Source organism: Thalassotalea ganghwensis, from assembly GCF_053485795.1.
Genome location: NZ_JBQRUM010000018.1, coordinates 26,035 through 49,669, shown reverse-complemented (window position 1 = coordinate 49,669; position 23,635 = coordinate 26,035). Strand labels below are relative to the sequence as shown.

23 protein-coding genes and 1 tRNA gene are annotated in these 23,635 nt (G+C 38.7%); 11 read left to right on the top strand and 13 right to left on the bottom strand.

What is annotated here, in order from left to right; translation table 11 throughout:
* Positions 1-93: 93 nt before the first annotated feature.
* The 4 genes from ACSLUH_RS16085 to ACSLUH_RS16070 all read right to left on the bottom strand — a co-directional run bounded on the left by ACSLUH_RS16085 (position 94) and on the right by ACSLUH_RS16070 (position 3,683).
* Positions 94-693, bottom strand: a complete 600-nt coding sequence (locus tag ACSLUH_RS16085; RefSeq protein WP_448568842.1) for an FMN-binding negative transcriptional regulator — start codon at positions 691-693, stop codon at positions 94-96.
* Between the two features lie 140 nt (positions 694-833).
* Positions 834-2,375: a hypothetical protein gene (locus tag ACSLUH_RS16080; RefSeq protein ID WP_448568840.1), complete on the bottom strand. Its 1,542-nt coding sequence runs from the start codon at positions 2,373-2,375 to the stop codon at positions 834-836.
* Complete coding sequence (locus ACSLUH_RS16075; protein WP_448568838.1) at positions 2,375-3,280, bottom strand: ABC transporter ATP-binding protein; 906 nt, start codon at positions 3,278-3,280, stop codon at positions 2,375-2,377. The genes ACSLUH_RS16080 and ACSLUH_RS16075 overlap by 1 nt, the downstream gene beginning before the upstream one ends.
* A 312-nt stretch (positions 3,281-3,592) precedes the next feature.
* Positions 3,593-3,683, bottom strand: a tRNA-Ser gene (locus ACSLUH_RS16070).
* A 145-nt stretch (positions 3,684-3,828) separates the two neighbouring features.
* Between ACSLUH_RS16070 and ACSLUH_RS16065 the strand changes: the two genes are divergently transcribed.
* The 6 genes from ACSLUH_RS16065 (at position 3,829) to ACSLUH_RS16040 (ending at position 6,676) form a co-directional block, all read left to right on the top strand.
* Positions 3,829-4,425, top strand: coding sequence for a DNA-3-methyladenine glycosylase I (locus tag ACSLUH_RS16065; protein ID WP_448568836.1), 597 nt, complete (start codon positions 3,829-3,831; stop codon positions 4,423-4,425).
* Positions 4,426-4,554: 129 nt separating this feature from the next.
* Positions 4,555-5,223, top strand: a complete 669-nt coding sequence (locus ACSLUH_RS16060; protein WP_448568834.1) for a Bax inhibitor-1/YccA family protein — start codon at positions 4,555-4,557, stop codon at positions 5,221-5,223.
* Between the two features lie 85 nt (positions 5,224-5,308).
* Positions 5,309-5,677, top strand: coding sequence for a sulfurtransferase complex subunit TusD (tusD, locus tag ACSLUH_RS16055; RefSeq protein ID WP_448568833.1), 369 nt, complete (start codon positions 5,309-5,311; stop codon positions 5,675-5,677).
* Positions 5,677-6,045: a sulfurtransferase complex subunit TusC gene (tusC, locus tag ACSLUH_RS16050; RefSeq protein WP_448568831.1), complete on the top strand. Its 369-nt coding sequence runs from the start codon at positions 5,677-5,679 to the stop codon at positions 6,043-6,045. Before tusD ends, tusC begins: the two co-directional genes overlap by 1 nt.
* Before the next feature lie 8 nt (positions 6,046-6,053).
* Positions 6,054-6,347: a sulfurtransferase complex subunit TusB gene (gene tusB, locus ACSLUH_RS16045; RefSeq protein ID WP_448568829.1), complete on the top strand. Its 294-nt coding sequence runs from the start codon at positions 6,054-6,056 to the stop codon at positions 6,345-6,347.
* Positions 6,347-6,676, top strand: a complete 330-nt coding sequence (locus ACSLUH_RS16040; protein ID WP_448568827.1) for a TusE/DsrC/DsvC family sulfur relay protein — start codon at positions 6,347-6,349, stop codon at positions 6,674-6,676. Before tusB ends, ACSLUH_RS16040 begins: the two co-directional genes overlap by 1 nt.
* An 11-nt stretch (positions 6,677-6,687) precedes the next feature.
* Here the strand turns inward: ACSLUH_RS16040 and ACSLUH_RS16035 are convergent, their stop codons facing one another.
* Positions 6,688-6,888: a hypothetical protein gene (locus tag ACSLUH_RS16035; RefSeq protein WP_448568825.1), complete on the bottom strand. Its 201-nt coding sequence runs from the start codon at positions 6,886-6,888 to the stop codon at positions 6,688-6,690.
* A 132-nt stretch (positions 6,889-7,020) separates the two neighbouring features.
* Complete coding sequence (locus ACSLUH_RS16030) at positions 7,021-8,469, bottom strand: glyceraldehyde-3-phosphate dehydrogenase (protein WP_448568823.1); 1,449 nt, start codon at positions 8,467-8,469, stop codon at positions 7,021-7,023.
* Between the two features lie 153 nt (positions 8,470-8,622).
* On the opposite strand from ACSLUH_RS16030, the gene ACSLUH_RS16025 reads away from it, so the two are divergent.
* The gene (locus ACSLUH_RS16025) at positions 8,623-9,426 is read left to right on the top strand and encodes a DUF2989 domain-containing protein (protein WP_448568821.1); all 804 of its coding nucleotides are present in this window, start codon (positions 8,623-8,625) and stop codon (positions 9,424-9,426) included.
* Here the strand turns inward: ACSLUH_RS16025 and msrB are convergent.
* Together msrB and gnd are read right to left on the bottom strand one after the other, a co-directional pair.
* Complete coding sequence (gene msrB, locus ACSLUH_RS16020) at positions 9,416-9,793, bottom strand: peptide-methionine (R)-S-oxide reductase MsrB (RefSeq protein ID WP_448568819.1); 378 nt, start codon at positions 9,791-9,793, stop codon at positions 9,416-9,418. The two genes, ACSLUH_RS16025 and msrB, sit on opposite strands and share 11 nt — an antisense overlap.
* A 4-nt stretch (positions 9,794-9,797) precedes the next feature.
* A complete protein-coding gene (gnd, locus tag ACSLUH_RS16015) occupies positions 9,798-11,330 on the bottom strand; it encodes an NADP-dependent phosphogluconate dehydrogenase (RefSeq protein ID WP_448568817.1) in 1,533 nt (510 codons plus the stop codon).
* Between the two features lie 224 nt (positions 11,331-11,554).
* Here gnd and gap point away from each other — a divergent pair, with 224 nt between their 5' ends.
* Both gap and ACSLUH_RS16005 read left to right on the top strand, forming a co-directional pair.
* Positions 11,555-12,559 carry a type I glyceraldehyde-3-phosphate dehydrogenase gene (gap, locus tag ACSLUH_RS16010; RefSeq protein WP_448568815.1) on the top strand — a complete coding sequence of 335 codons (1,005 nt, stop codon included), beginning with the start codon at positions 11,555-11,557 and terminating at the stop codon, positions 12,557-12,559.
* Between the two features lie 305 nt (positions 12,560-12,864).
* Complete coding sequence (locus tag ACSLUH_RS16005; protein WP_448568813.1) at positions 12,865-15,162, top strand: S9 family peptidase; 2,298 nt, start codon at positions 12,865-12,867, stop codon at positions 15,160-15,162.
* Positions 15,163-15,236: 74 nt separating this feature from the next.
* On the opposite strand, the gene ACSLUH_RS16000 is transcribed toward ACSLUH_RS16005, so the two are convergent.
* Genes ACSLUH_RS16000 through zwf form a run of 5 tightly spaced genes read right to left on the bottom strand, consistent with a single transcriptional unit; the run spans position 15,237 to position 20,871 of the window.
* Positions 15,237-15,905, bottom strand: coding sequence for a bifunctional 4-hydroxy-2-oxoglutarate aldolase/2-dehydro-3-deoxy-phosphogluconate aldolase (locus ACSLUH_RS16000; RefSeq protein ID WP_448568811.1), 669 nt, complete (start codon positions 15,903-15,905; stop codon positions 15,237-15,239).
* Positions 15,902-16,876: a glucokinase gene (locus ACSLUH_RS15995; RefSeq protein WP_448568809.1), complete on the bottom strand. Its 975-nt coding sequence runs from the start codon at positions 16,874-16,876 to the stop codon at positions 15,902-15,904. The genes ACSLUH_RS16000 and ACSLUH_RS15995 overlap by 4 nt, the downstream gene beginning before the upstream one ends.
* On the bottom strand, positions 16,869-18,707 hold the full coding sequence (gene edd, locus ACSLUH_RS15990; protein ID WP_448568912.1) for a phosphogluconate dehydratase: 1,839 nt from the start codon (positions 18,705-18,707) through the stop codon (positions 16,869-16,871). The genes ACSLUH_RS15995 and edd overlap by 8 nt, the downstream gene beginning before the upstream one ends.
* A 2-nt stretch (positions 18,708-18,709) precedes the next feature.
* A complete protein-coding gene (pgl, locus tag ACSLUH_RS15985) occupies positions 18,710-19,402 on the bottom strand; it encodes a 6-phosphogluconolactonase (protein WP_448568807.1) in 693 nt (230 codons plus the stop codon).
* A complete protein-coding gene (gene zwf, locus ACSLUH_RS15980) occupies positions 19,402-20,871 on the bottom strand; it encodes a glucose-6-phosphate dehydrogenase (protein ID WP_448568805.1) in 1,470 nt (489 codons plus the stop codon). The genes pgl and zwf overlap by 1 nt, the downstream gene beginning before the upstream one ends.
* Before the next feature lie 301 nt (positions 20,872-21,172).
* Here zwf and ACSLUH_RS15975 point away from each other — a divergent pair, with 301 nt between their 5' ends.
* A complete protein-coding gene (locus ACSLUH_RS15975; protein WP_448568803.1) occupies positions 21,173-22,021 on the top strand; it encodes a MurR/RpiR family transcriptional regulator in 849 nt (282 codons plus the stop codon).
* Between the two features lie 42 nt (positions 22,022-22,063).
* A complete protein-coding gene (pyk, locus tag ACSLUH_RS15970; protein WP_448568801.1) occupies positions 22,064-23,506 on the top strand; it encodes a pyruvate kinase in 1,443 nt (480 codons plus the stop codon).
* Positions 23,507-23,635: the final 129 nt, after the last annotated feature.

Here is a 23,635-nt window from a genome sequence, read left to right as displayed (position 1 = left end):
AAATTTGACGATTCATGTGCAAATAAACTTAATAAGTGAATGTGCCTAATCCATATTAGATACCATAGTTTTATCTATAAAAAACATGGTATGCTAACTACCAGTACCTATATGTTTAGCCATCATATAGCGATATAACATTTGATTATCTAGGGCTTCTGAACAGGCTAGCGCGTTCGTTACGCCCTTTTGATCGTCTACCGACCTCTGCTGGCCCAATTTATCTTTAGCTTCGATGGACGTAACCTTAATCTGAAAACCCACAATACCTTTTGCAAGTTTATTTTTATAGTCAGGATCAATAGTTAAACTAGGTTCATACTTTTTAACCGTTTCATCTAGCATCGCAAACGTAGTATCGTCATCTGTTAATTCGATTATTCCTTTAATATGAATGGCGGCATAATTCCAGGTAGGTACCGCTGGGCTGGAATGATACCAAGAGGGTGAAATATAGGAATGAGGGCCAGAGAAAACAACCAAAACTTCTGTATTGTTTACAGTTTTCCAGTGCTGGTTAGTTCTTGCAAAGTGTCCATATAACATCCCATGCTCTTCTAAATCAGGTTTGAACAGTAAAGGCAAGTGTGAAGCATGAAAATCATTAGATACAACAACGGCAAATCCAAATTGTTCAATAAATTGAATAATCTCTTGTTTAGCGTTCATTTTCCATTTTTCAGGTGTATGCATTAGTAGTACTTTATTATTAGTAATCAACAGGCGTTAAAATAAATCAAACCATGTTAAATACCAATAAATATTTAGATAAAAAAACGACGATAAAATGCCCTCTTTTAGGCCGTTTTAACACTCGCCTTTGTATGAATTTACTACGTGGTTTGACGTTTACTTTTAACACTAATGGTCAATATCACTAAACTTATTGAAATCATTAAAAAGTAAAAAGGAACACTTGCCTGCCAACTAGCAATCGGGTTGACTCCAAAAAAGTCAATATATAATGCTCCTTGAATTGGCCCCATATACCAAAGAGCGGGGTAAAGCACTTCAAACACTCTTTTGGTTCCGGTTAATACGCCACAACAATAAGCAAGAGCTACGGTAAATGAAACCGCAATAATGAGTTGAATGACTAACAGCCACTCTGCACTGCCAACGAAACGTATTAGGCTACCTAAACTTACTAAAACTAATAATATCCAAGCAGCACTGCATGATGCTGCGCTTTGTATTACCATTGATTTATTGCTGTAGGTGATCAACTCAATGGTGTTGTACTGCTTTTCCATTTGCCCTAATTGAGATATAACCAAAACACACCATAACCACGAAATAGGTAAAACTAGACTAACCAGCAATTGGTGACTAATAAACAATTGAATGATATTTAAAGCAAAAACAACGATATACCAATAGACCGATAAAGACTTAAGTTGTAATTTCAGCTCTAATCGCAATAAGCGAGTAAACGCAAAATGCTTTGTGAAGTTGATAAAAAGCTTATCTAGGTTATTTCCCAAACCATGCTTTATCATTTTACTTAACTTCGAAGGCTGCATATGTTCAGACATTGAAGCATTGCTGAATCGATCAAAGAATATAAACGCCATGACTAAACAAGTTAAACTAATGATTAGTAAAGGTAGCGCTCCCCATAAATGGAGTAAACTTGGCTCTATTCCCTGCCAAACAAAAGTACTTATGTCATTTACTTCCTCACTAATATTTATACCAATATTTGTCGGGCCTTGTTGTAAAGGAAAACGCTGTTCAACTTCTCGCTCAATATGTTCAAGTAGCGCTCCTACACCAGAAACACTTTCAACGGAGTGCACAATAGCGCCTACCCACAAAAAGAAATATACGACATTACCCAATCCTCCTTTTAGCCATTTTATTGACTCAAACATTAACGAAAGTCCTGAAATGGCTAACAGAATCGGTAAAACAAAAACAATTTGAGGCCATACTAACGCCCATAAGTTGATATGATAGCTTTCACCATAGTAAATCTGAATCACGAGGCAATTTATTAGCATAATCACAACAATAGAAACTAATATAAGTACATTAGTGAACCATTTTGCGATTAAAAAATTCAACTTAGTAACGGAAGTAGCCGCAATAAGCTCACCAGTCATTGATTTTCGGTCTAATTCAAGCGCATTTTTTATTAGGTAGAAACAAATAAGCGGTAAAAAAAGTACATTCAACATAGCAAGAGACGCACCAAGCCAAGCGCTATTGTATATGCCACGATAACCATTAATGACTAAGGTTTGATATTGGCTATCGGGGGAAGGAAAAAAGAGCAAGGTCAATACGGACATCGCCATTAATGTTACTACAAAGCTATTTTGGCGAGTTCGCTGTTTAAAGTCGGCTTGAATGCATTGAAAAATTTGATGCATTAATTCCCCCTTACATAATCAGTCTGTATTTGCTGATTACGGGTAAAGTATAAGTATGCATCTTCTAGAGTTGGGGTTCTTAAAATTGCACTCTCATCTGGGGAGTAATCCGCAACAATACTAAGATCTATTAAGTTTTCTTTTCTCATGCTATGGCTAACAATAAATTCATGCTGAATTCGCTTGAGATCACTGGCATTGGTACTTAATTGCCAACATTTGTTGGTAACCTTGTTTTGAAGCGCAATGGGGGAATGAAATTGAACTAGGCGCCCCGAATCGATAATGGCTATTCGATCTGCTATCGACTCTACATCAGCCACGATATGCGTGGATAAAATAATACAACGTTCACCCGCTAATTCAGTGAGTAATTGACGGAAATTGGATCGTTCTTGTGGATCCAAACCAACAGTTGGCTCATCAATAATCAATAGTTTAGGATCATTCAGCAATGCCTGAGCAATTCCTATGCGCTGCTTCATACCACCAGAATATCCTTTTAATGGCTGGTGAGCCGCGTGGGTTAAATTGAGTTTATCTAATAACTCTTCAATAACTTGCGTTGCAAGTATGCTATCTAATCCTTTTAAACTAGCCATGTATTGTAAAAACTCGATACCAGACAACTGATCGTACACGCCAAAATATTGCGGTAAATAGCCTAACTCTTTTCTTAGTACTTGAGGAGATACAACAATATCATGCCCTCGCCACAAAATTTTACCTTGGGTTGGCTTTGTTAATGTGGCGAGAATTCGCATCAAACTCGATTTTCCAGCACCGTTTGGACCGAGTAATCCCAAAATTCCTGGTTCAACTTGTAGAGATAGTGATTTAATCGCAAACTTTGTATCTTTGCCACGCTGATATTTATGGCTAAGTGATTGAATATCCAATAGCATTACACTTCCTTTATAAAAAAAAAAGCTCATTTATTCAGCAAATACAGTGCCAGAAAAATCCCGTTAAAAAACAGTGTATTGAAAGAAACCTTTCTTAGGAATTAAAAAAGCAATGGCGAATTTCGCTAACTTTTAGTGGAAGTTTGGTAAAGTGATTAGTTAAAAAGGATTAAATACCAATCTTATAAAAAGACACTTTAAATAGCAGATAACGCTATCAAGTTATTATGGAGCTAACTAAGCATTTATCGCTATTCAACAAAAAAAGGTAAAAAAAAACCGCAACATTTAATCGTTGCGGTTTTCTGAATATGGCGGTGAGATAGGGATTTGAACCCTAGAGGCGCTATTAACACCTGCTGGTTTTCAAGACCAGTGCTTTCGACCACTCAGCCATCTCACCTGATTGTAAAAAAGCGGTTTGCTTTTGAACGAGGCGAATATTAAAGTGTCAAAATCTCCTTGTAAAGCACTAATTTTAACTATTGAACTTAATTGCTAACTTTTTAATCACTTTGCTGCTCAATCAATCAATTTAAGGGAAAATAATGAAAAATAACGCCGTATGTCGTTGTCATTGGCTGGATGAAAGTAAGCCAGATTATGTTAAGTATCATGATGAGGAATGGGGTGTTCCAGTTCACGATGATAACATTATGTTTGAATTTCTTATCTTGGAATCAGCACAAGCAGGTTTGAGTTGGTATACGATATTGAAGCGCAGAGAAGGTTATCGGCAAGCGTTTGACAATTTTAGCGCAAACAAAGTTGCTCAATATACTGAGCTAGATGTCGCTCGATTGATGGAAAACCCTAATATTATTCGCAACAAAGCTAAAATAAACGCGGCCATAAACAATGCTAAAATATTTTTAGCACTACAAAAAGAATTTGGTAGTTTTAGCCATTACCTCTGGGGATTTGTTAACAACAAAACTATCGTTAACGAAATTTCTTCTTTGAAAGACTACCCTTCCACCACTTCTACATCAGATGCCATAAGTAAAGACCTTAAAAATCGAGGATTTAAATTTTTTGGGTCAACAATATGCTACGCCCATATGCAAGCATGTGGCTTAGTAAATGATCACAATCTACATTGCTTTCGTAGACAACAAATAATTGACCAATTTAATCAACAATAGCATTGGCAATTTAAAAACAGCGTGTCATAATATGTCACAAAGTTGGCGCTTAAATTAGAAACGACACTTGAACTTTCATTAAGCGACCTTATCTTAACTAATATAACTAAAGTTCGTAGAGGAATGTTTATGCAATCAAATATGGGTTTTCAAACAGCAAGTCAAAGCTCTGCTATTGAAATCAATAAGGTATTGAAAAATACTTATATGCTATTGTCTATGACCCTAGCATTTAGCGCAGTAACTGCTGGTATCTCAATGGCGATGGGATTATCTCATATGGCAGCGCTTGTTATGACTTTAGTCGCCTTTGGTTTATTGTTTGTTGTTCATAAGCAAGCAGACAAAGCTAACGGCATTTTTTGGATTTTCGCCTTCACCGGTTTAATGGGTGCTTCATTAGGGCCAATGCTAAACTACTATGCTGCTATGCCAAGTGGTGGCTCGTTAATTATGCAAGCATTAGGTGGCACAGCGTTGATATTTTTCGCTTTATCAGGCTACGCGTTAACCAGCAAAAAAGACTTCTCTTTTATGGGTGGTTTTTTAATGGTTGGGTTAATTGTGGTGTTAATCGCAGCAGTTGCTAATATCTTTTTCCAAGTTCCAGCACTTTCATTAGCGATTAGCTCAGCCATCATCATGATTATGTCTGGCTTAATCTTGTTCGACACCAGTCGTATTATTCATGGTGGTGAGCGTAACTACATTCGAGCTACGGTTTCACTATACTTAAATATTTATAATATCTTTACAAGCCTACTTCATCTACTAGGCGCATTTAATAGCGATGATTAACCTGCGCTAAAAAATGATTTATAATAAAAAGGCCTCATTAAGAGGCCTTTTTATTATCCGAATTCTGAATGCTTAAGGACATCCTTTGACACAACAATTAGCGCTGGTGGTTACGACTCCTCCTCATGTTAACCTAACACACACTGCTTACCAATTAGCATTGGCAGCGGCACAGGCACATCAGCTTATAAGTGTATTTTTTTATCAACAGGGTGTACTAAATGCTGCAAAGCACTTGCGTGTGCCGGCTGATGAATACCAACAGATCAGTGTATGGCAGCAATTGTGTAAAGATTACAATGTTCCTTTACACCTTTGTGCGACTGCAGCTGAAAAATTTGGCTTAATTGATGTCAATGATGATTATGCGAATATTCATAGCGAATTCATTCTTTCCGGTCTCGGTGAATTAGTTAAACTCTCAACTCAAGCAGATAAGGTAATTCAATTATAATGCCAGCAAAAAAAAAGCAATTTGCAATTCTAAATACGCAAGCCCCCTTTTCTACTGCTCATGCTAAAGAAGCCTTAGATGTCTCATTAATACTTGGCTCTTATGAGCAATCAACTAACCTTTTTTTTCAGGGCGATGGTGTCTACCAGTTATTGGAAAAACAATCTCCAGAAAGCATCAACAGCAAAAATTTTTTAAAGACATTTTCTGCATTTGAGTTCTATGATATCGAAATGATATATGTCTGTGAGCAGAGTTTAATAGAGCGAAACCTTAACGCTAACTTTCACATCGACGACGCTCAAGTGGTTTCAGCGGCAAAGTTCTCAGAATTGTTGCACCAACAAGAAGTCGTCTTTACTTTTTAAGAGTTATTATGAGTTCACTTCACGTTTTACGAGTAAGCGCACCTCATCAACAAGTTAGCTTGTGTTTATCAAACCTTAAAGATAATGACATGCTGCTATTGGTAGATGATGGTTGCTATAATTTACGCTTACCCATTATGAGTAAGTTTTTAGATACGATAACAATAGAACAATGTTTTATTATTAAAGAACATTTGATTGCACGAGGTGTTAATACCAGTGTTAGCAAAAGCAATCAAATCACCTACCAACAAGCGTTATCACTAATATTTAACGCACAGAATGTAATGACTTGGCAATAATGATCGAATTTAATCAGCAAAAAATTGAGACGGATGAGCAAGGGTATTTATTGGATTATAAGCAATGGAATGAAGCGTTAGCGCCTATTATTGCAAAACAAGATGGTTTGACGCTCACTGAAGCGCATTGGGAAGTGATACGATTCGTTCGTCAGTTTTATTTAGAATACAACACCTCGCCTGCAATACGTGCGCTTACCAAAGCAATGAAAGCAGAGTTTGGTCCAGAAAAAGCCAGTAGTCGCTACTTGTACAAATTGTTTTCTGAGGGGCCTGCAAAACAAGCAACGAAATATGCTGGCTTACCAAAGCCAGCACGATGTATTTAAAGGCACTATCTTTAAACCTTTATGTTAATTTGGTTGCCTTTACTAGCCGTCGGGGCGGGAACTTGACCATTAATATTAGCTGATTGAATTAGTTCCAGCGCCATTTGCCCTTCCAGTTCGGTCTGATTTTTAACAAGCTTTGCGGTTTTAACACCGTGCGCCGTTTCAGTGTTCTGTGCAACACTTGTATTGTTGCCAATTGTAATAGACATAAAACCTCTTTTAAAAAGTACTACTGTTTTAGTTAATATAGGTTATCGGCAGATAAATTGTAAACTTTAGGGATAAACAAAATAAAGGCGCCAACCGGCGCCCTTTGTTTTACTTTATTTAAAAAGTAAAAATTAAACTTTTGGTAATGTTGGAACAACAATTCCTGCCATTTCAAGCATGACGCGAACAACTTGGCAGCTGTAGCCAAACTCGTTATCGTACCAAACATAAAGTACGGCTCTATCATCTTCTACTATAGTGGCTTGTGAATCAACAACACCAGCATAACGGGAACCAACAAGGTCAGTAGACACAATTTCAGTTGACGCTGTGTAGTCAACTTGGTTTTGTAAGTCAGAGTTTAAAGAAATATTACGTAAGTAATCATTCAACTCTTCTGTCGTTGTACCTTTCTTAAGGTTTAGATTCATAATCGCCATTGAAACATTTGGTGTTGGCACGCGAATGGCATTACCCGTTAACAAGCCTTTTAATTCAGGTAATGCTTTCGCCACAGCTTTAGCAGCACCTGTTGAAGTGATAACCATATTTAATGGTGCACTACGACCACGACGAGGCGACTTATGATAGTTATCGATAAGGTTTTGGTCATTAGTGTACGAGTGAACCGTTTCAACATGGCCATTTTTAATCCCAAACTTATCATTAACCGCTTTTAATACCGGTGTAATCGCATTCGTCGTACAACTTGCCGCTGATACAATCTTATCTTCTGGTAAAATCATGTCATGGTTAACACCATAAACGATATTTTTGATGTCACCCTTAGCTGGCGCTGTTAATAATACTTTCGCAACGCCTTTAGACTGTAAATGCTGTCCTAAGCCTTCTTCGTCGCTCCAAATACCTGTGTTATCAACAACTAATGCATTATTGATTCCATACTCCGTATAATCGATTTCTGCTGGAGATTTAGCGTAGATAACTTGAATAAACGCACCATTGGCTTTAATAACATTATTTTCTTCATCAATAGTGATGCTGCCGTTAAAAGCGCCATGGACTGAGTCTCGACGCAATAAACTTGCGCGCTTTTCTAAATCACCTTCTTTACCTGGGCGGATAACGATAGCTCTTAAATTCATTGTTGAGCTTGGACCAGCACGTTCAATTAACAAACGAGCTAATAGACGTCCAATACGTCCGAAACCATACAGGACAACGTCCTGAGGGTCAGCTTTATTTGCTGCCTTACCGATTTCAGCTAATTCTTTTTCTAAATATTGTTCAATTGAAAGGCCATTGGCAGCGCCTTTAAATAAATAACGATACGCTAACTTACCAACATCGATACGCGCTGGCGCAATATCCATCTTATTTAATGCTTCTACAAAAGGGAAACTTTCACGTAAACGTAACTTGGTTTCTTCATGTAGTGCTACTGACTTGTGCGCCTTAATAATGTCTATCGCAGTTGCTGTCATTAATGGGCGACCATATACTGAAACCTCAATGCCTTTATTTCTAAAAAGCTGGCCAATAATAGGTTGCATGTTTTCAGCAAATGTTTGGCGCTCTTGCCAACTCTTTTGATATTGTTCCTCTAGATGAGAAGTCATTACGTAAACCTTTTTATTTCAGTCAAATGAACGATAAGCTATTCTATAGCACTTTTTGAGTATGAATAGCGAAATGCGGCGCATATTGTAATGTAAGCTGGAATATTTCGCCACCAGTTACATCGAAATATTTTTAATTATTTAGGAAACTTAATGCGAACTGCCTACTGCGCTTTTGTCTTGTTATTTATTTTTATAATTGGTTGTGACGCTAAGACAAGTCTTTCAACAATTTGTAATGAAAACCCAGAGCTATGTCAGGAGTTTAGTGAAGACACTTGGTGTCGATTAGAAAGAACTAATGTTATTCACTCGCGTCTTGCTAATAAAATACAGCCGAACGAACAGCATAAATTCGAGCTACTTGTAAATTATGAGAACTATCGGGATTGTTTAGCAAAATCATCATTAATTGAACACAGTGAGTTAAAGTACAAACAAACTAATCGGCAAAGTAACTTACTAAAAGTTAATGTAAAGATTGAACAACTTTCTGAACAAACGAGGTATTCTAAACACCCTAGGCTTTCTTACTATCACTGGTCTCGTAATGGCGATAAACAGGCGCTCGACAGACTTTTAGCAATGGAAGGAACCGAAGCTTTAAATAATCATGAATCACAAGTAGAGCTGGCCAGCTACTATGCTAAACGAGATAAAGATAAAACGATTTCTTTGTTATTTCGTTCGTTAGAGCTGGTAACCCCTGCAACAAAAATTAACGAAGAAGTTTTTAAAGCTATCGCGAACCTCTTATTCGATAAACAAGAATACCAACAAGCTTACATTTGGTTAAAAGTATCGAAACTTTACCGACCAGAAGACCCCGAAATTAGCGAGAGCACCTTGGATAAGGGGGTTGAGATGTATAACCTAGACGTGAATTTTTTAAATAAAGTCGCAGAAAAAACGTTATCAAATATTAAAGAAGGAAAATTTACTTCCCCTAAGCCCTAGCTTTAAAGTCTAAACTTAACGAGTTAACACAATATCGTTTAAAGGTAGGTTTAGGGCCATCATCAAAAACATGCCCCAAATGAGATTGACAATGCTTACATTGTATTTCAATACGATTCATGCCATGTGAATGATCCGGTAAATAAGCCACTTGTCCATCAATCGCTTGATAAAAGCTTGGCCACCCACAACCCGCATTGAATTTAGTATCAGAAGAAAATAAAGGTTGTTCACAGCAGGCACAATAATAAGTGCCTGTTAACCAATGATCGTTATATTTGCCAGTAAAAGGTCGTTCTGTCGCAGCCAGACGACACACTTTAAATGCTTCTTCCGAAAGTTTATCTTTGTAAGGATCTTGGCTCAATTCACTACCCCAAATCGATTAAATTCTTGTCACTGCTCGCCCACTCAACATGAAATTTTTTACCTAATGGTCTGTCCGTTCGTTCAAAGGTATGCGCTCCAAAATAATCACGTTGCCCTTGTAATAGGTTAGCAGGTAATACATTACTTCGCATCGAATCATAATACGCCAATGATGAAGAAAGCGCTCCCGTTGGAATACCAAGTAAAGCGATATCGGCGATCGCGCGTCGCCAGTTAGTTTGGTGTTTATTTAACTGTTCTATAAAAAAGGGATCTAATAACAAATTATCTAAATCAGGTTGACGACCAAATGCTTCTGTAATCGACTGTAAAAAGACTGCTCGAATTATACAACCAGCGCGCCAAATCTTTGCAATACTTGCAAAGTTCAACTTCCAACCATGTTCTTTCTCAGCATCTTTCATTAACTGAAAACCTTGTGCATAAGCACAAATTTTTGCGCAATATACAGCATCATGTAAGTTAGCAATAAACTCGGCTTTTTCAGAATCATCTAACTGATTGGGTTCTGGTCCTTGTAATAGTTGTGCACCTTGAACACGAAGTGTTTTCATCGATGACATTGAACGCGCATACACCGCCTGAGCAATAGTTGGAGCCGGAGTGCCTAACTCTAAGCTACTCATTGCCGTCCAAAGGCCGGTACCCTTTTGACCCGCTTTATCTAAAATAATATCAACAATTGGAATAGACTGACCATCTACATCAACTTTGTGCCGTAATACGTCTACCGATATTTCCATCAAATAACTATCCAATGGTCCGTTATTCCAAGATGCAAAAATATCAGCTATTTCATCTGTAGATAATCCAATACCATCTCTTAGTACATGATAAGCTTCACAAATAATCTGCATATCAGCATATTCGATACCGTTATGCACCATCTTAACATAATGGCCAGCTCCTGCAGGGCCAATATAGGCAGCACAAGGTTCACCTTTATTAACCACTTCCCCTGGCTGCGTACGTTCAATTGGTTTACCTGTTGAGGGATCCACTTTGGCAGAAATGGCCTCCCAAATAGGCTTGATGCGAGTCCAAGCATAAGCTGAACCACTTGGCATTAACGCTGGGCCAAACCTAGCACCAACTTCACCGCCAGACACCGCTGATGAAAACAATATAAATTGGTTTTGATATTTCTTCTCTCTTGCAACTGTATCAACCCACAGACTATTACCTGTATCAATCACAATATCATCTGGTTGGATACCTGCGCCGATTAAACTTTCACATACTTGATCTACAGGCGCACCGGCAGGAACAGATAAAACGATTAAATGAGGTGCTTTCAATTTTGAGAGTAACTCGGTATAAGAAGAACACCCATAAACTCTTGAAGTCTCATTTTGGCTTTCGTGCTTATCTTGTGCAATAGCTGCATCAACTTTATCTTTGTCAAGATCGAAAGCAGCAATGGTGTAACCATTATCAGCCAAATTTAACACTAAATTTTTGCCCATGACGCCAAGACCAATGAAGCCAATATCACAGAGGTTAGGTTGAGTCATTTGAGTTTATCCATACCAATAAAAATTGTGAGCATTTTATCACGGCAATTCCCTCTTTAATACAATATATCGCATTAAATCCGCCAAAAATTCGATTTTTATTGGTAATAATACGCAAACAAAGGTAAACAAGAGCACAAAATGTAATAAATTTACCAAATATAACTTGTATTTTGGCTAGAATGATGTAATTTTACTACATATTGATAATCTATGGAGTCGTTATGACAATTAGAGTAGGTATAAACGGTTTTGGTCGCATCGGCCGTTTTGTCTTTAGAGCTGCGACACTAAGAGACGATATTGAAGTTGTTGGTATAAATGACCTAATCGACATTGATTACATGGCTTATATGCTTAAATATGACTCAACTCATGGCCGTTTTAATGGCACAGTTGAGGTTGAAGGTAATGAGTTGATCGTCAATGGTAAACGTGTTCGTGTTACAGCTGAACGTAACCCCAGTGATTTAAAATGGGATGAAATTGGCGTTGATATTGTTGTTGAATCAACAGGCTTATTTTTAACCAAAGAGACGGCAAGTAAGCATCTTGAAGCTGGCGCGAAAAAAGTAGTGATGTCAGCACCATCGAAAGATGATACACCAATGTTCGTTATCGGTGTAAACCATGAAAGCTACCGTGGCGAAGCGATCGTATCAAATGCTTCATGTACAACCAATTGTTTAGCACCGCTTGCAAAGGTACTAAATGATAAGTGGGGTATTAAAGACGGGTTAATGACAACGGTTCATGCGACAACCGCTACTCAAAAAACTGTTGATGGCCCCTCTGCAAAAGATTGGCGCGGTGGCCGCGGTGCTGGACAAAATATAATCCCTTCTTCAACGGGTGCAGCAAAAGCCGTTGGTAAAGTAATACCAGAATTAAACGGCAAGTTAACGGGTATGGCATTTCGAGTACCGACGCCGAATGTTTCAGTAGTTGATTTAACCGTTAATCTTAAAAACCCAGCGAGCTATGAAGAAATTTGTCAGGCAATGAAAGAAGCTTCCCAAGGTGAACTAGCTGGTGTTTTAGGTTATACAGAAGACAATGTTGTCTCTAATGACTTTATTGGCGAAACATGTACTTCGGTTTTTGACGCTGGAGCAGGTATTGCATTAACAGATACATTCGTCAAAGTTGTTTCTTGGTACGACAATGAAATTGGTTATTCAAACAAAGTATTAGATCTAGTTAGCTATATCAGTGCCAACAATCATTAGTACTTATTAGCCTATACGCAAAACCGAACTATCGTCAGGTTTATTTACTTTAAACCTGACGATAACAATGCCTTAAAAGCTTAATCTAAGACTATGCGTCTTTTTACCTTCACAAAGCAAGCTACTTCTGTGTTAAGTAAAAGAAAATAACGACTTAACTGCTTTAATAGTTTTACTGACTATCCCCCCCTTTCATAAATTTTTACTTTCGTCGTCTTTGATTAGCCATCCACCGTTAATCTGTTTACTTTTACTGGATACATTATACAATCAAGCAAGATTCAATAACCTATTGGAGTATTTATATGGTGAGGTTTTCGTCTGCAGCCATTGCTATTGCACTACTTTCTGGATGCCAGCTAACTCATGAAAACGGTTCTAAAGTCAACACGGTATCTATTGCTGATTACCAACGTGCAGAGCAGTTTCTACCGAAAAATGTTAGCAAGCTCGTTCGCAATCTTGCGGTTGAGCCGCAATGGATAGACAAAACGAGTAATTTTTGGTTTAGCGAAGAAGATAAACAAGGCAATAAAGTTTACTCACTTTATCTGGCAAAAAGCTCAACTGTTGAGCCATTATTTGATCCGTTATTCGCTCGCCAACATTTTAACCTTAGTGAAAATGAGCTCTTCATCCCTAATATTGAAAAAGTTGACCTAAAAAATCAAAAAGTTACCCTTAGCATCAAAGGTGAACGTATTTCTTGTCAACGAAATATACAAAGCTGCATTAAAGTAACCGATGACGACAACCAGTCTGAACTACCTGAGTATTCCTCGCCAGACGGCAAGTATGGATTGCAAGTAAAAGATTGGAACCTCTACTTAATTGACAATAGTAGCAAAGAAACAACACAGCTCACCTTTGACGGAACTGAAGGTTACCCTTACGCGGTACAAAATGAAAACCCCAAGGTTCATATCAATAATAAGGGGGCTAGTACCACACCTAAACTGAGTGTTTATTGGGCGCCAGATAGTAAAACCGTCGTCACCCATCGGCTCAACAGACAAAAGGTTGGCAAGTTACACTTAATTCAATCGGTGCATGATGAAGGGTTGAGACCAAAGTTATTTAGCTATTATTACCCGCTAGCGGGCGATAAGCATATTCCAGAGGGAGAGCTTGTTTCCATCGATGTAGCTACTAAAAAGGCAACTAAGATCAATAGCCCTAAAATACTGCAAACGTATTATGGTGAGCCAATTTGGGGTTGGTGGGAAAGCAACAATCGTTTTTATTTTTTTAATGATAACCGCGGTAAAACCCAAGTTAGCTTTTACGAATATAACCCTAGTACATTGCAAGTTAGGTTACTCATTCAAGAAAACTCTGAGGAGTTTTTAGATCCATGGGCTCAAAGTGCATGGGTGCTACCAGAAAGCAATGAAGTAATTTGGGCAAGTCAACGCTCTGGCAAACAACAATATTACCTTTATGACTTAAACACAACTAAACTAAAAAACCAAATAACACAATGTGATTGCTATGTTCGTGTTTATCGCGCATTGGATAAAGAAAATAGAACGCTTTACTATGAAGCGTCTGGCGCTCACAAAGATAGAGATCCTTACCTTAGACATCTATATCGGGTAAATTTAGATGGTAGCGATCACACGTTACTCACTCCTGAACCTTTAGAGCATAGCACGCGAATATCTCCTGACTTTACAACGTTTGTTGATATTGCTTCGCTTCCTCAAACTGTCCCTACGAGCAAAGTAAGAAGTACCGAAGATGGACTCTTGATTGCTACGGTAGGTAACCCAGACGTAACTGAATTATATGCAACCGGCTGGCAACCACCTGAAACTTTTACCGTAACAGCTAGTGATGGTAAAACTAAGCTTTATGGTTTGCTTTACAAACCGTCTAATTTTGATCCAAACAAAAAATATCCGGTTATTGATGCAACTTATACCGGTCCTCATGGGTTTTTTACGCCAAAATCTTTTTGGACTTATTACCAACAAGCGCAATCTCTTGCGGAGCTTGGGTTTATTGTCATAAAAATGGATGGTAGAGGTACAAGTAAACGTGATCGAGCGTTTCATTTACACGCATATAAAAACCTTGCTGGTGGAGTCGATGACCACGTACAAGCGATTAAAGACTTAAGTAAAGTTCGTTCGTATTTAGACATTTCACGCGTGGGCATTTATGGGTTCTCAGCTGGTGGATACGATACTGCACAAGCAATGTTTAGACACGCTGACTTTTTTAAAGTAGGTGTCGCTGCATCAGGTAATCATGATTTTCGTACCGATAAAACCGGCTGGAATGAAACGTGGTTAGGATACCCTATTGATAAACATTGGGACGAGCAAACCAACCTAAATCTTGACAGTGTGAAAAAACTTAAAGGGAAACTAATGCTTGCACATGGTGAACTCGATGAGAACGTTAATCCAGCAGCAACCATGCAATTGGTCGATAAGTTAATCAAAGCGAATAAAGACTTTGACTTGATGATCTATCCAAATGCTGATCATGTATTAAATAAAAACGACTACTTTATTCGTCAACGATGGGATTATTTTGTTGAGCATTTACTTGGTGCTGAGCCGGTAAAAGAGTATCAATTTACGATAAAACAATAGACAAGCTTGACGGATTAATCGTTAAAAAAACACTGAACAATGAGATATTAAATTGTTCAGTGTTCGTCTTAATATTACGCACTCACTTGGTGTGCTTGTGAAACATGAGCTAATGCTTGCTGTGCCAGTTCGGTAATTTTGTACCACGATTTATTGGCAACAACATCATCAGGTACTAACCAAGAACCACCACAACACATCACATTTTTAAGCGCTAAGTAATCATTAATATTGTTAATATTAATGCCGCCTGTTGGGCAAAATCTCACGTCGGGAAAAGGACCGCCAATCGATGAGATTGCTTTTACACCTCCAGACGCTTCTGCAGGAAAGAATTTAAAATGATCGTAGCCTAAATCGATACCATCCATTAGTTCAGAAATAGACGATATCCCAGGAATCAATGCAATGTTGCCTTCTTTGCCTGCTAGTAATAAATCTTTAGTTAACCCTGGGCTAATCGCAAACTTTGCTCCAGCGTCTGCTGAACGTTGCAACAACTCACGGTTTGTGACTGTTCCCGCACCAACAACAGCTTCTGGTAATTCTTTCGCTATTTTTGCGATAACATCGATTGCTGCTGGCGTTCGTAAGGTTACTTCTAACACTTTTATATCAGCCTTTAATAAGGCTTCAGCAATAGGTAGCGCGTCTTCTACTTGCTTTATCACTAATACAGGAACAATTGGTCCCATTGCAAAAAGGTCGCTTGGCGCTACTTGCCATTGAGTAGATACTGTCATAATTCCTCTTTATTGTGTTGGCGAAGATAAGCCGATGCCCCCAAAATACCTGGTTGTGATTCTGTAATCACATAGGTAGGTATTGATGCATTAAAAGTCGCAAAGCGCCCTTTTGCCTCAAAACGACTTCTAAATTCACTATTTTTAAAATATTCAACAAAACGTGGCACGATACCACCGGCGATATAAACGCCACCGAAACTGGCCATAGTTAACGCTAAATTTCCAGCGAAACTTCCCAAAATTTGGCAAAATTGAGCCAAAGCTCGTTGACAGTAGTGACAACTTTCTTCAAGCGCTTTATTTGATATTTGAGAGGCGCTGAGTTTCGGTAACTCGACAGCATCAATATATGCTAACGCATTGTAGATTTGCTCTATACCAAGTCCTGACAAAAGTTGCTCATAAGAAACATGCTCATACTGAGTCGATAAGTATTGCAGTATTTTCATTTCCTCTTCGCAAGATGGCGCAAAATCGACATGACCACCCTCACCACCTAATGCCAACCACCCATGATCCGTAGGTACAACACTCGCTACTCCCAGTCCAGTTCCTGGGCCACAAATTGCGATAGGTTTATTACTGATAGCGTCCCCGCCACCAATTTTCACCTTTTGATCATTACCTAACAAAGGCACAGCATGAGCAATAGCGGTATAATCATTGATAAATAATAATTTATTAAAACCCAGTTCTTCTTTTAATTGCGATTTAGAAAATTGCCATGGCAAATTGGTCATTTTAATAACGTCACTATCAACAGGACACGCGATGGCGAAACACGCATTAATTTCGTCTGCGACAATCGACTTTTCAACAATAAATGTTTTAATGATCGCCGCTAAACTTTCGTAATGAGCACATTCATAAAGCGTTAACAGTGCAATTTCACCTTGTTCGGTCACCTGCCCAATTCTTAAGTTTGTGCCGCCGATATCAGCTACAAGATTTATTACCTTACTAACCATGGTTTGTCTCTTCGCCCGAATCATCAAATAAAGAACATGCACCAGTGTTAGCAGAACTTAAGTTTCGACGCATGAATCCGAACAACTCTCGACCTTTACCTTGATGATGGCCATTCACTTCAAACTGTGCCGTTGTACGCTTTTCAAGTTCTTGATCTGAAACATGTAAAATAAGTTCACCCGTTTCCGCGTTTAACGATATTAAGTCACCATTTTGAATTTTAGCTATCATGCCGCCATCAAGCGCCTCTGGACATAAATGGATTGCCGCTGGTACTTTTCCAGAAGCTCCAGACATTCTTCCATCAGTGACTAATGCAACTTTAAAACCTTTATCTTGTAACACCCCTAACGGTGGTGTTAATTTGTGTAACTCAGGCATTCCTCGCGCTTTAGGTCCCTGAAAACGAACGACAGCAACAAAGTCTTTTTCTAACTCTCCCGCCTTAAAGGCAGCTTCGAGTTCATGTTGATCTTCAAAAACAACGGCTGGTGCTTTAATGACCAAGCTACCTTCTCTTAGCGAAGAGGTCTTGATCACTGACACACCTAAGTTACCCTTCAACACATTTAAACCGCCATCAGCTTTGAATGGTTTTTGTGTCGTTGCGATAACCTCTGGATCACCAGAAGTTGAAGCGCCATCTACCCAGATAAGTTCACCATCTTTTAGCACCGGTGTTTGCGTATAATGCTTTAAACCTTTACCACAAATAGTTTCAACGTCTTCATGCAATAATCCAGCGCCTAGAAGCTCTTTAAACAATAACGCCATGCCACCAGCCTGTTGGAAATGGTTGATATCGGCAGAGCCATTCGGATAAATACGTGTAATTAACGGTACTGCTTGCGATAAATCATTAAAATCCTGAAAGTTAATAATGATGCCTGCGGCTTTTGCAAACGCAATAATGTGCATGGTCAAGTTGGTTGAACCGCCAGTAGCAAGCAAAGCGACAATCGCATTAACGATTGAGCGTTCATCTATCATCCGACCGACCGGTTTATAATTACCTGATTGTTGAGTTAAACGGGTTACCTGTCTGGCTGCAGCTTTAGTGAGCGCCTCTCTTAATGGAGAATTAGGCGCTACAAACGACGCTCCAGGAAGATGCAATCCCATGACCTCAACCACTAACTGGTTAGAGTTGGCCGTACCAAAAAATGTACATGTACCAGCACTATGGTAAGAGGCAGACTCGGCTGCTAAGAGCTCCTCCTTGCCAACTTCTCCTTTCGCAAACTGTTGTCTAACTCGCGCTTTTTCTTTGTTAGGAATTCCAGAAGGCATAGGGCCAGCGGGCACAAAAACCGTTGGCAAGTGACCAAAAGTCATACTTGCTATCAATAAACCAGGTACGATTTTGTCACAAATACCAAGCATTAATGCGCCATCGAACATGTTGTGAGATAAAGCGACTGCCGTGGACATTGCGATAACATCACGACTCATCAAACTGAGATCCATTCCTGGTTGGCCTTGCGTCACGCCATCACACATTGCCGGAACACCACCAGCAAATTGTGCTACGCCACCAGTTTCCTTGACCGCTTGCTTAATGATCGCAGGATACGTTTCATAGGGTTGATGTGCAGAAAGCATGTCATTATAAGCAGAAACGATAGCGATATCAGAGTGATTAATACCTCGTAACTTTTCTTTATCTTCTTTACCACAAGCGGCAAAACCGTGAGCAAGGTTGCCGCATGACAAACTGGCTCTATGAACAGTGGTTGATTTCTCTGCATCTATTTTTGCTAAATAAGCAGCCCTAGTGTCTTTACTTCGCGCTATAATACGCTCAGTGATTTCTTTAATTGTTTTATTCATCATTACTCCGCCCAATACACTTGCGTTGTTAAGTCTGGATCTTGCAAAAATGCACGTATTGGCATTTCTCTGACATCATTACCTGCAAGTGCTTGGTTTAATACTGTCTTTTTAGCTGCTCCACTAATATGTAAAAATGTATGTTTACTTTGTTTAAGGTAAATATAGCTAAAGGTGATGCGTTCGTATGGTGCAGTTTTAGGAACAACTTTAAGCAAAGGCCCTGTTGATTTTGCTAACGCTTCATCGATATGATCACTACAAGGAAATAACGAAGCAGTATGACCATCTTCACCCATGCCCAAAATTAATACATCTAGCGGTAAAATTGTGGATTTTGCTGCTATATTTAAGTCGGCCAATGTTTCTTGATTTAAAGTACTGCCCTGTTTTAAATGAAAAAACTTCGCCTTTGTTGCTTTATTTTGTAGTAGGTTCTCAAAAACCAATTTGGTATTACTATCGTCGCTAGACATCTCTACCCAGCGCTCATCAGCTAGCGTTACGGTAATATCGCTCCAGGGTAGATCCATCATAGAGAGTGCGTTAAAAAATCCTTTTGGTGTTGAACCACCCGATACAGCAATACTTGCTTTACCTCGTTCAGAAACAGCCTTAGTTAAAATATCTGCAACTTGTTTCGCTAACGCTTGGTCAAGCTCACTTCTTTGAGAAAATTCATTGACTTGATACATTATTCCACCCACTGTCGATCATCACGAGCAATTAGAGAAATTGAAGATACTGGCCCCCAAGAACCTGCTGGGTATGGTTTAGGAATTTCAGCAGTTTCCTTCCAAGCATCAATAATACTATCTACCCACTTCCATGCCGCCTCAACTTCATCGCGTCGAACAAAGAGTGATTGGTTGCCATTAATCACTTCAAGCATCAGTCTTTCATAAGCATCTACTACTCGCGTATCTTTATAAGCTTTTGAAAAACTCAAATCGAGCTTATTCTCATGAATTTTCATTTGTGACGCGATACCCGGGATCTTATTCATCATTTGTAACTCAACCCCTTCATCCGGTTGAAGTCGGATGGTTAATTTATTAGCAGGCAAGTCGAGATAACTTTCCCTAAAAATATTATGAGGCTGTTTTTTAAATTGAATAACAATTTCACTATGCTTAGCTGGCATGCGCTTACCCGTGCGCAAATAAAAAGGTACGCCAGTCCAACGCCAGTTATCTATTTCAGCTTTGATAGCGACGAACGTTTCTGTATTGCTATTTTCATTTGCATCCGGTTCGTTTAAATAACCCGGTACTGCTCTTCCTTCTAAAAATCCATCGGTATATTGACCACGAACCGTTTTTTCTTTGATATTTTGACGTGTGATAGGAACAAGCGCTTTTATCACTTTTAATTTTTCATCTCGAATGCTATCTGCTCCAAGATCTGCCGGTGGCTCCATTGCCAGTAAGGATAATATTTGCAATAAATGGTTTTGAACCATGTCTCGCATTTGACCTGCATCGTCATAAAATCCCCAACGGCCTTCTATACCTACACTTTCAGCAACTGTAATTTGGACATGGTCGATATGGTTTCGATCCCAGTTATTCGTTAGCAACGAATTAGCAAAACGTAATACTAATAAATTGAGTACCGTTTCTTTACCTAAATAGTGATCGATTCGGTAAATCTGTTGCTCTTTAAAATATTGTGACACATGATCATTAATGATTTTTGATGATGCTAAACAGTGACCAATCGGCTTTTCCATGACCACTTTATCGTTTTCACTAATTAATCCCGCGCTATTGAGCCCCTTACCAATATCACCATAAATAGCAGGAGGAGTTGAAAAATAGTAAACTCGGGTTTGGTGTCCATTTTCTAGTGTTTGCGCTAAATCTTTATACGAATCGGTATCAACAAAGTCGAGTTGCTGATAGACAAGTCGTTGATAAAACTTATCAGTAACATTGTCATCTAAGCCTTCTTTTACAAACTCTGTTAAGTTTGTTCTTACGAAATCAATGAACTCATCAACGGTATGCTCTTGTCGAGCTACACCGACAATTCTACTTTCAGGATTTAATAACCCTGCACGCTCTAATTGATAAAGCGCTGGTAGTAGTTTTCGTCGAGACAAATCGCCGAGTGCTCCAAATATAACAATCTCACTAGCAGCCTGATGATCAAAATTTTCCATAAAACAACTTCTCTTCTTTTAGTTTTTTAATGAAACTAAACTACATTTAGCGGTTAATTTAGCGTTTGTTGTCCGTTCAGTAAAGCATTATCTGTAATTTTATTACAAAACAATCCTGTTAAAGTTAACAAAAACAACTATCACGGCAGTTACTACTCAATAAAGTATTCATGTTCCGCCGTTTTTACAGGGTGATAATTAACTAAAACCGATGCTCTGAATAATGAAATAAATTTACATTTTCACTGTTATTCTTATAGAAAATAAATTACAGTAACAAAAAATCTAAGAGCTATGTCATATGAATATTTTAGAAAAAATTACTAACGAACTAGACACTTTTAGTAAGTCTGAGCGAAAAGTTGCTGATGTTATACTAGCCTCTCCCAGCACCGTTATACATTCAAGTATAGCCGCTCTAGCTAAGCAAGCTAATATCAGTGAGCCTACTGTTAATCGGTTTTGTCGTCGATTAGATACTAAAGGCTATCCAGACTTCAAATTACACCTTGCACAAAGTTTAGCCAACGGAACCCCGTATGTGAATCGTCATGTCGACGAAAATGATACAGCAGATGAGTACACTGCAAAGATTTTTGAATCGACCATGGCAAATCTTGATTTAGCTCGGAAAAGTTTAGATACCAACACCATTAATCGTTCTGTCGACTTGCTCACTCAAGCCAATAAAATTTCATTTTTTGGTTTAGGTGCTTCTGCTGTTGTCGCCCATGATGCTCAAAATAAGTTTTTTCGATTTAATGTGCCTGTTGTTTATTTCGATGACATCTTAATGCAAAGAATGAGTGCTATAAATAGTCGACAAGGTGATGTAGTGGTACTAATTTCTCATACAGGAAGAACGAAATCATTAGTTGAAGTTGCAAGTTTAGCGAAAGAGAATGATGCGACAGTCATTGGTATCACATACGAAGGTTCCCCGCTTGCTAAAGAATGTAATATTGTGCTGTCAATCGATGTAGCAGAAGATACCGACTTATATATGCCAATGTCTTCACGTATCGCTCAACTAACCTTGATAGATATATTAGCAACCGGTTTTACGTTAAGACGTGGAACAAAGTTTAGAGATAACCTCAAGAAAGTTAAAGATAGTTTACGCAGTTCAAGATTTGAACGAAAAGAGTAATAGTTATTAACCAACGAAAAGTACATATTTGTAAGGATAAAAATGCCTAGAAGAACCAAAATAGTTGCCACCTTAGGTCCCGCTACCCAAGATAGAGAAACGTTAAAAAAAGTATTAGCGGCTGGTGTTAATGTAGTTCGCCTTAACTTTTCTCATGGTGCACCAGAAGATCACATTGAAAGAGCCAATACAGTTAGAGAATTGGCAAGTGAATTAGGTATTTATGTTGGTATTTTAGGAGATTTACAAGGGCCTAAAATACGAGTTTCGACCTTTAAAGATGGGCCTATTAACCTTGTTGAGGGTGATAAATTTATTTTAGATGCTGCCCTTGGTAAAGGTGAAGGTTGCCAAGAAAAAGTGGGCATAGACTATAAAGCGTTACCCAATGACGTAAAACCAGATGACATTTTATTGCTAGATGATGGCCGTGTACAACTTAAGGTATTAAGCACTGACGGTACGGCGGTTTTTACTGAAGTAGTTGTTGGTGGTCCTTTGTCTAATAACAAGGGTATCAATCGCCAAGGCGGTGGTTTAACGGCCCCAGCACTGACCGACAAAGATAAAGAAGATATTAAGCTTGCTGCAAAAATAGACGTTGATTTTCTAGCCGTGTCTTTTCCTCGTGACGCAGCAGACATGAGAGAAGCTCGATTGCTCGCACAAGAAGCAAATTGCAACGCTAGGCTTGTCGCAAAAATTGAGCGAGCAGAAGCTGTAAATGACGATAAAGTGCTTGATGATATCATTCTCGCATCAGATGTTGTCATGGTGGCCCGTGGTGACCTAGGCGTAGAGATTGGTGATGCTGCTTTAGTAGGTAAACAAAAACACATTATCGCTAGAAGTCGTCAGCTAAACCGTGCCGTCATTACCGCAACCCAAATGATGGAAACGATGATCAGCCAGCCGATGCCTACACGCGCTGAAGTCATGGATGTTGCTAACGCTGTATTGGACGGTACTGATGCTGTCATGCTTTCTGCAGAAACAGCCGCTGGAAAATACCCTGTCGAGACAGTTAAGACAATGGCATCCGTGTGTTTAGGCGCAGAAACTCATCGTTCTGTTAATATTTCCAATCATCGTATCGAATTAACCTTTAGTGAAATTGGTGAAACGATTGCGATGTCGGCAATGTACGCTGCAAATCATCTAGAAGGTGTAAAGGCGATTATCTCGCTGACTGAATCAGGGCATACTTCAAAAATTATGTCGCGCATTACTTCTGGCTTACCGATTTACTCTTTGTCGAGACATCAAAAAACATTAAATAAAACAGCTATTTATCGTGGTGTCTATCCACTAGCTTTTGATTCTACCGAATGCAGCAATGATAATTTAGCGGCAAAAGTAATGGCGGTTGTGACAGAAAAAGCCAACTTGTCAGTCGGAGATAAAGTGATTTTTACTCACGGGGATATGATGGAAACCGTTGGGGCAACCAATACCATTAAAATTTTAACCGTTACTAAAAAATAAAAACACCTTCCTAAAAAAAGTAGCGCAAGCTACTTTTTTTTGCACAAATAATCTGCTCCAAATGCTACTATCTATTGTAATAATAAAATGTTTTCAATAAATTCAATCTCATACTTACGGATAGATTAA

Coding starts and splice junctions, on each gene's coding strand:
- ACSLUH_RS16085 (WP_448568842.1), bottom strand. CDS start 693: ATGCATACACCTGAAAAATGGAAAATGAACGCTAAACAAGAGATTATT.
- ACSLUH_RS16080 (WP_448568840.1), bottom strand. CDS start 2,375: ATGCATCAAATTTTTCAATGCATTCAAGCCGACTTTAAACAGCGAACT.
- ACSLUH_RS16075 (WP_448568838.1), bottom strand. CDS start 3,280: ATGCTATTGGATATTCAATCACTTAGCCATAAATATCAGCGTGGCAAA.
- ACSLUH_RS16065 (WP_448568836.1), top strand. CDS start 3,829: ATGAAAAATAACGCCGTATGTCGTTGTCATTGGCTGGATGAAAGTAAG.
- ACSLUH_RS16060 (WP_448568834.1), top strand. CDS start 4,555: ATGCAATCAAATATGGGTTTTCAAACAGCAAGTCAAAGCTCTGCTATT.
- tusC (WP_448568831.1), top strand. CDS start 5,677: ATGCCAGCAAAAAAAAAGCAATTTGCAATTCTAAATACGCAAGCCCCC.
- tusB (WP_448568829.1), top strand. CDS start 6,054: ATGAGTTCACTTCACGTTTTACGAGTAAGCGCACCTCATCAACAAGTT.
- ACSLUH_RS16040 (WP_448568827.1), top strand. CDS start 6,347: ATGATCGAATTTAATCAGCAAAAAATTGAGACGGATGAGCAAGGGTAT.
- ACSLUH_RS16035 (WP_448568825.1), bottom strand. CDS start 6,888: ATGTCTATTACAATTGGCAACAATACAAGTGTTGCACAGAACACTGAA.
- ACSLUH_RS16030 (WP_448568823.1), bottom strand. CDS start 8,469: ATGACTTCTCATCTAGAGGAACAATATCAAAAGAGTTGGCAAGAGCGC.
- ACSLUH_RS16025 (WP_448568821.1), top strand. CDS start 8,623: ATGCGAACTGCCTACTGCGCTTTTGTCTTGTTATTTATTTTTATAATT.
- gnd (WP_448568817.1), bottom strand. CDS start 11,330: ATGACTCAACCTAACCTCTGTGATATTGGCTTCATTGGTCTTGGCGTC.
- gap (WP_448568815.1), top strand. CDS start 11,555: ATGACAATTAGAGTAGGTATAAACGGTTTTGGTCGCATCGGCCGTTTT.
- ACSLUH_RS16005 (WP_448568813.1), top strand. CDS start 12,865: ATGGTGAGGTTTTCGTCTGCAGCCATTGCTATTGCACTACTTTCTGGA.
- ACSLUH_RS16000 (WP_448568811.1), bottom strand. CDS start 15,905: ATGACAGTATCTACTCAATGGCAAGTAGCGCCAAGCGACCTTTTTGCA.
- ACSLUH_RS15995 (WP_448568809.1), bottom strand. CDS start 16,876: ATGGTTAGTAAGGTAATAAATCTTGTAGCTGATATCGGCGGCACAAAC.
- edd (WP_448568912.1), bottom strand. CDS start 18,707: ATGAATAAAACAATTAAAGAAATCACTGAGCGTATTATAGCGCGAAGT.
- pgl (WP_448568807.1), bottom strand. CDS start 19,402: ATGTATCAAGTCAATGAATTTTCTCAAAGAAGTGAGCTTGACCAAGCG.
- zwf (WP_448568805.1), bottom strand. CDS start 20,871: ATGGAAAATTTTGATCATCAGGCTGCTAGTGAGATTGTTATATTTGGA.
- ACSLUH_RS15975 (WP_448568803.1), top strand. CDS start 21,173: ATGAATATTTTAGAAAAAATTACTAACGAACTAGACACTTTTAGTAAG.
- pyk (WP_448568801.1), top strand. CDS start 22,064: ATGCCTAGAAGAACCAAAATAGTTGCCACCTTAGGTCCCGCTACCCAA.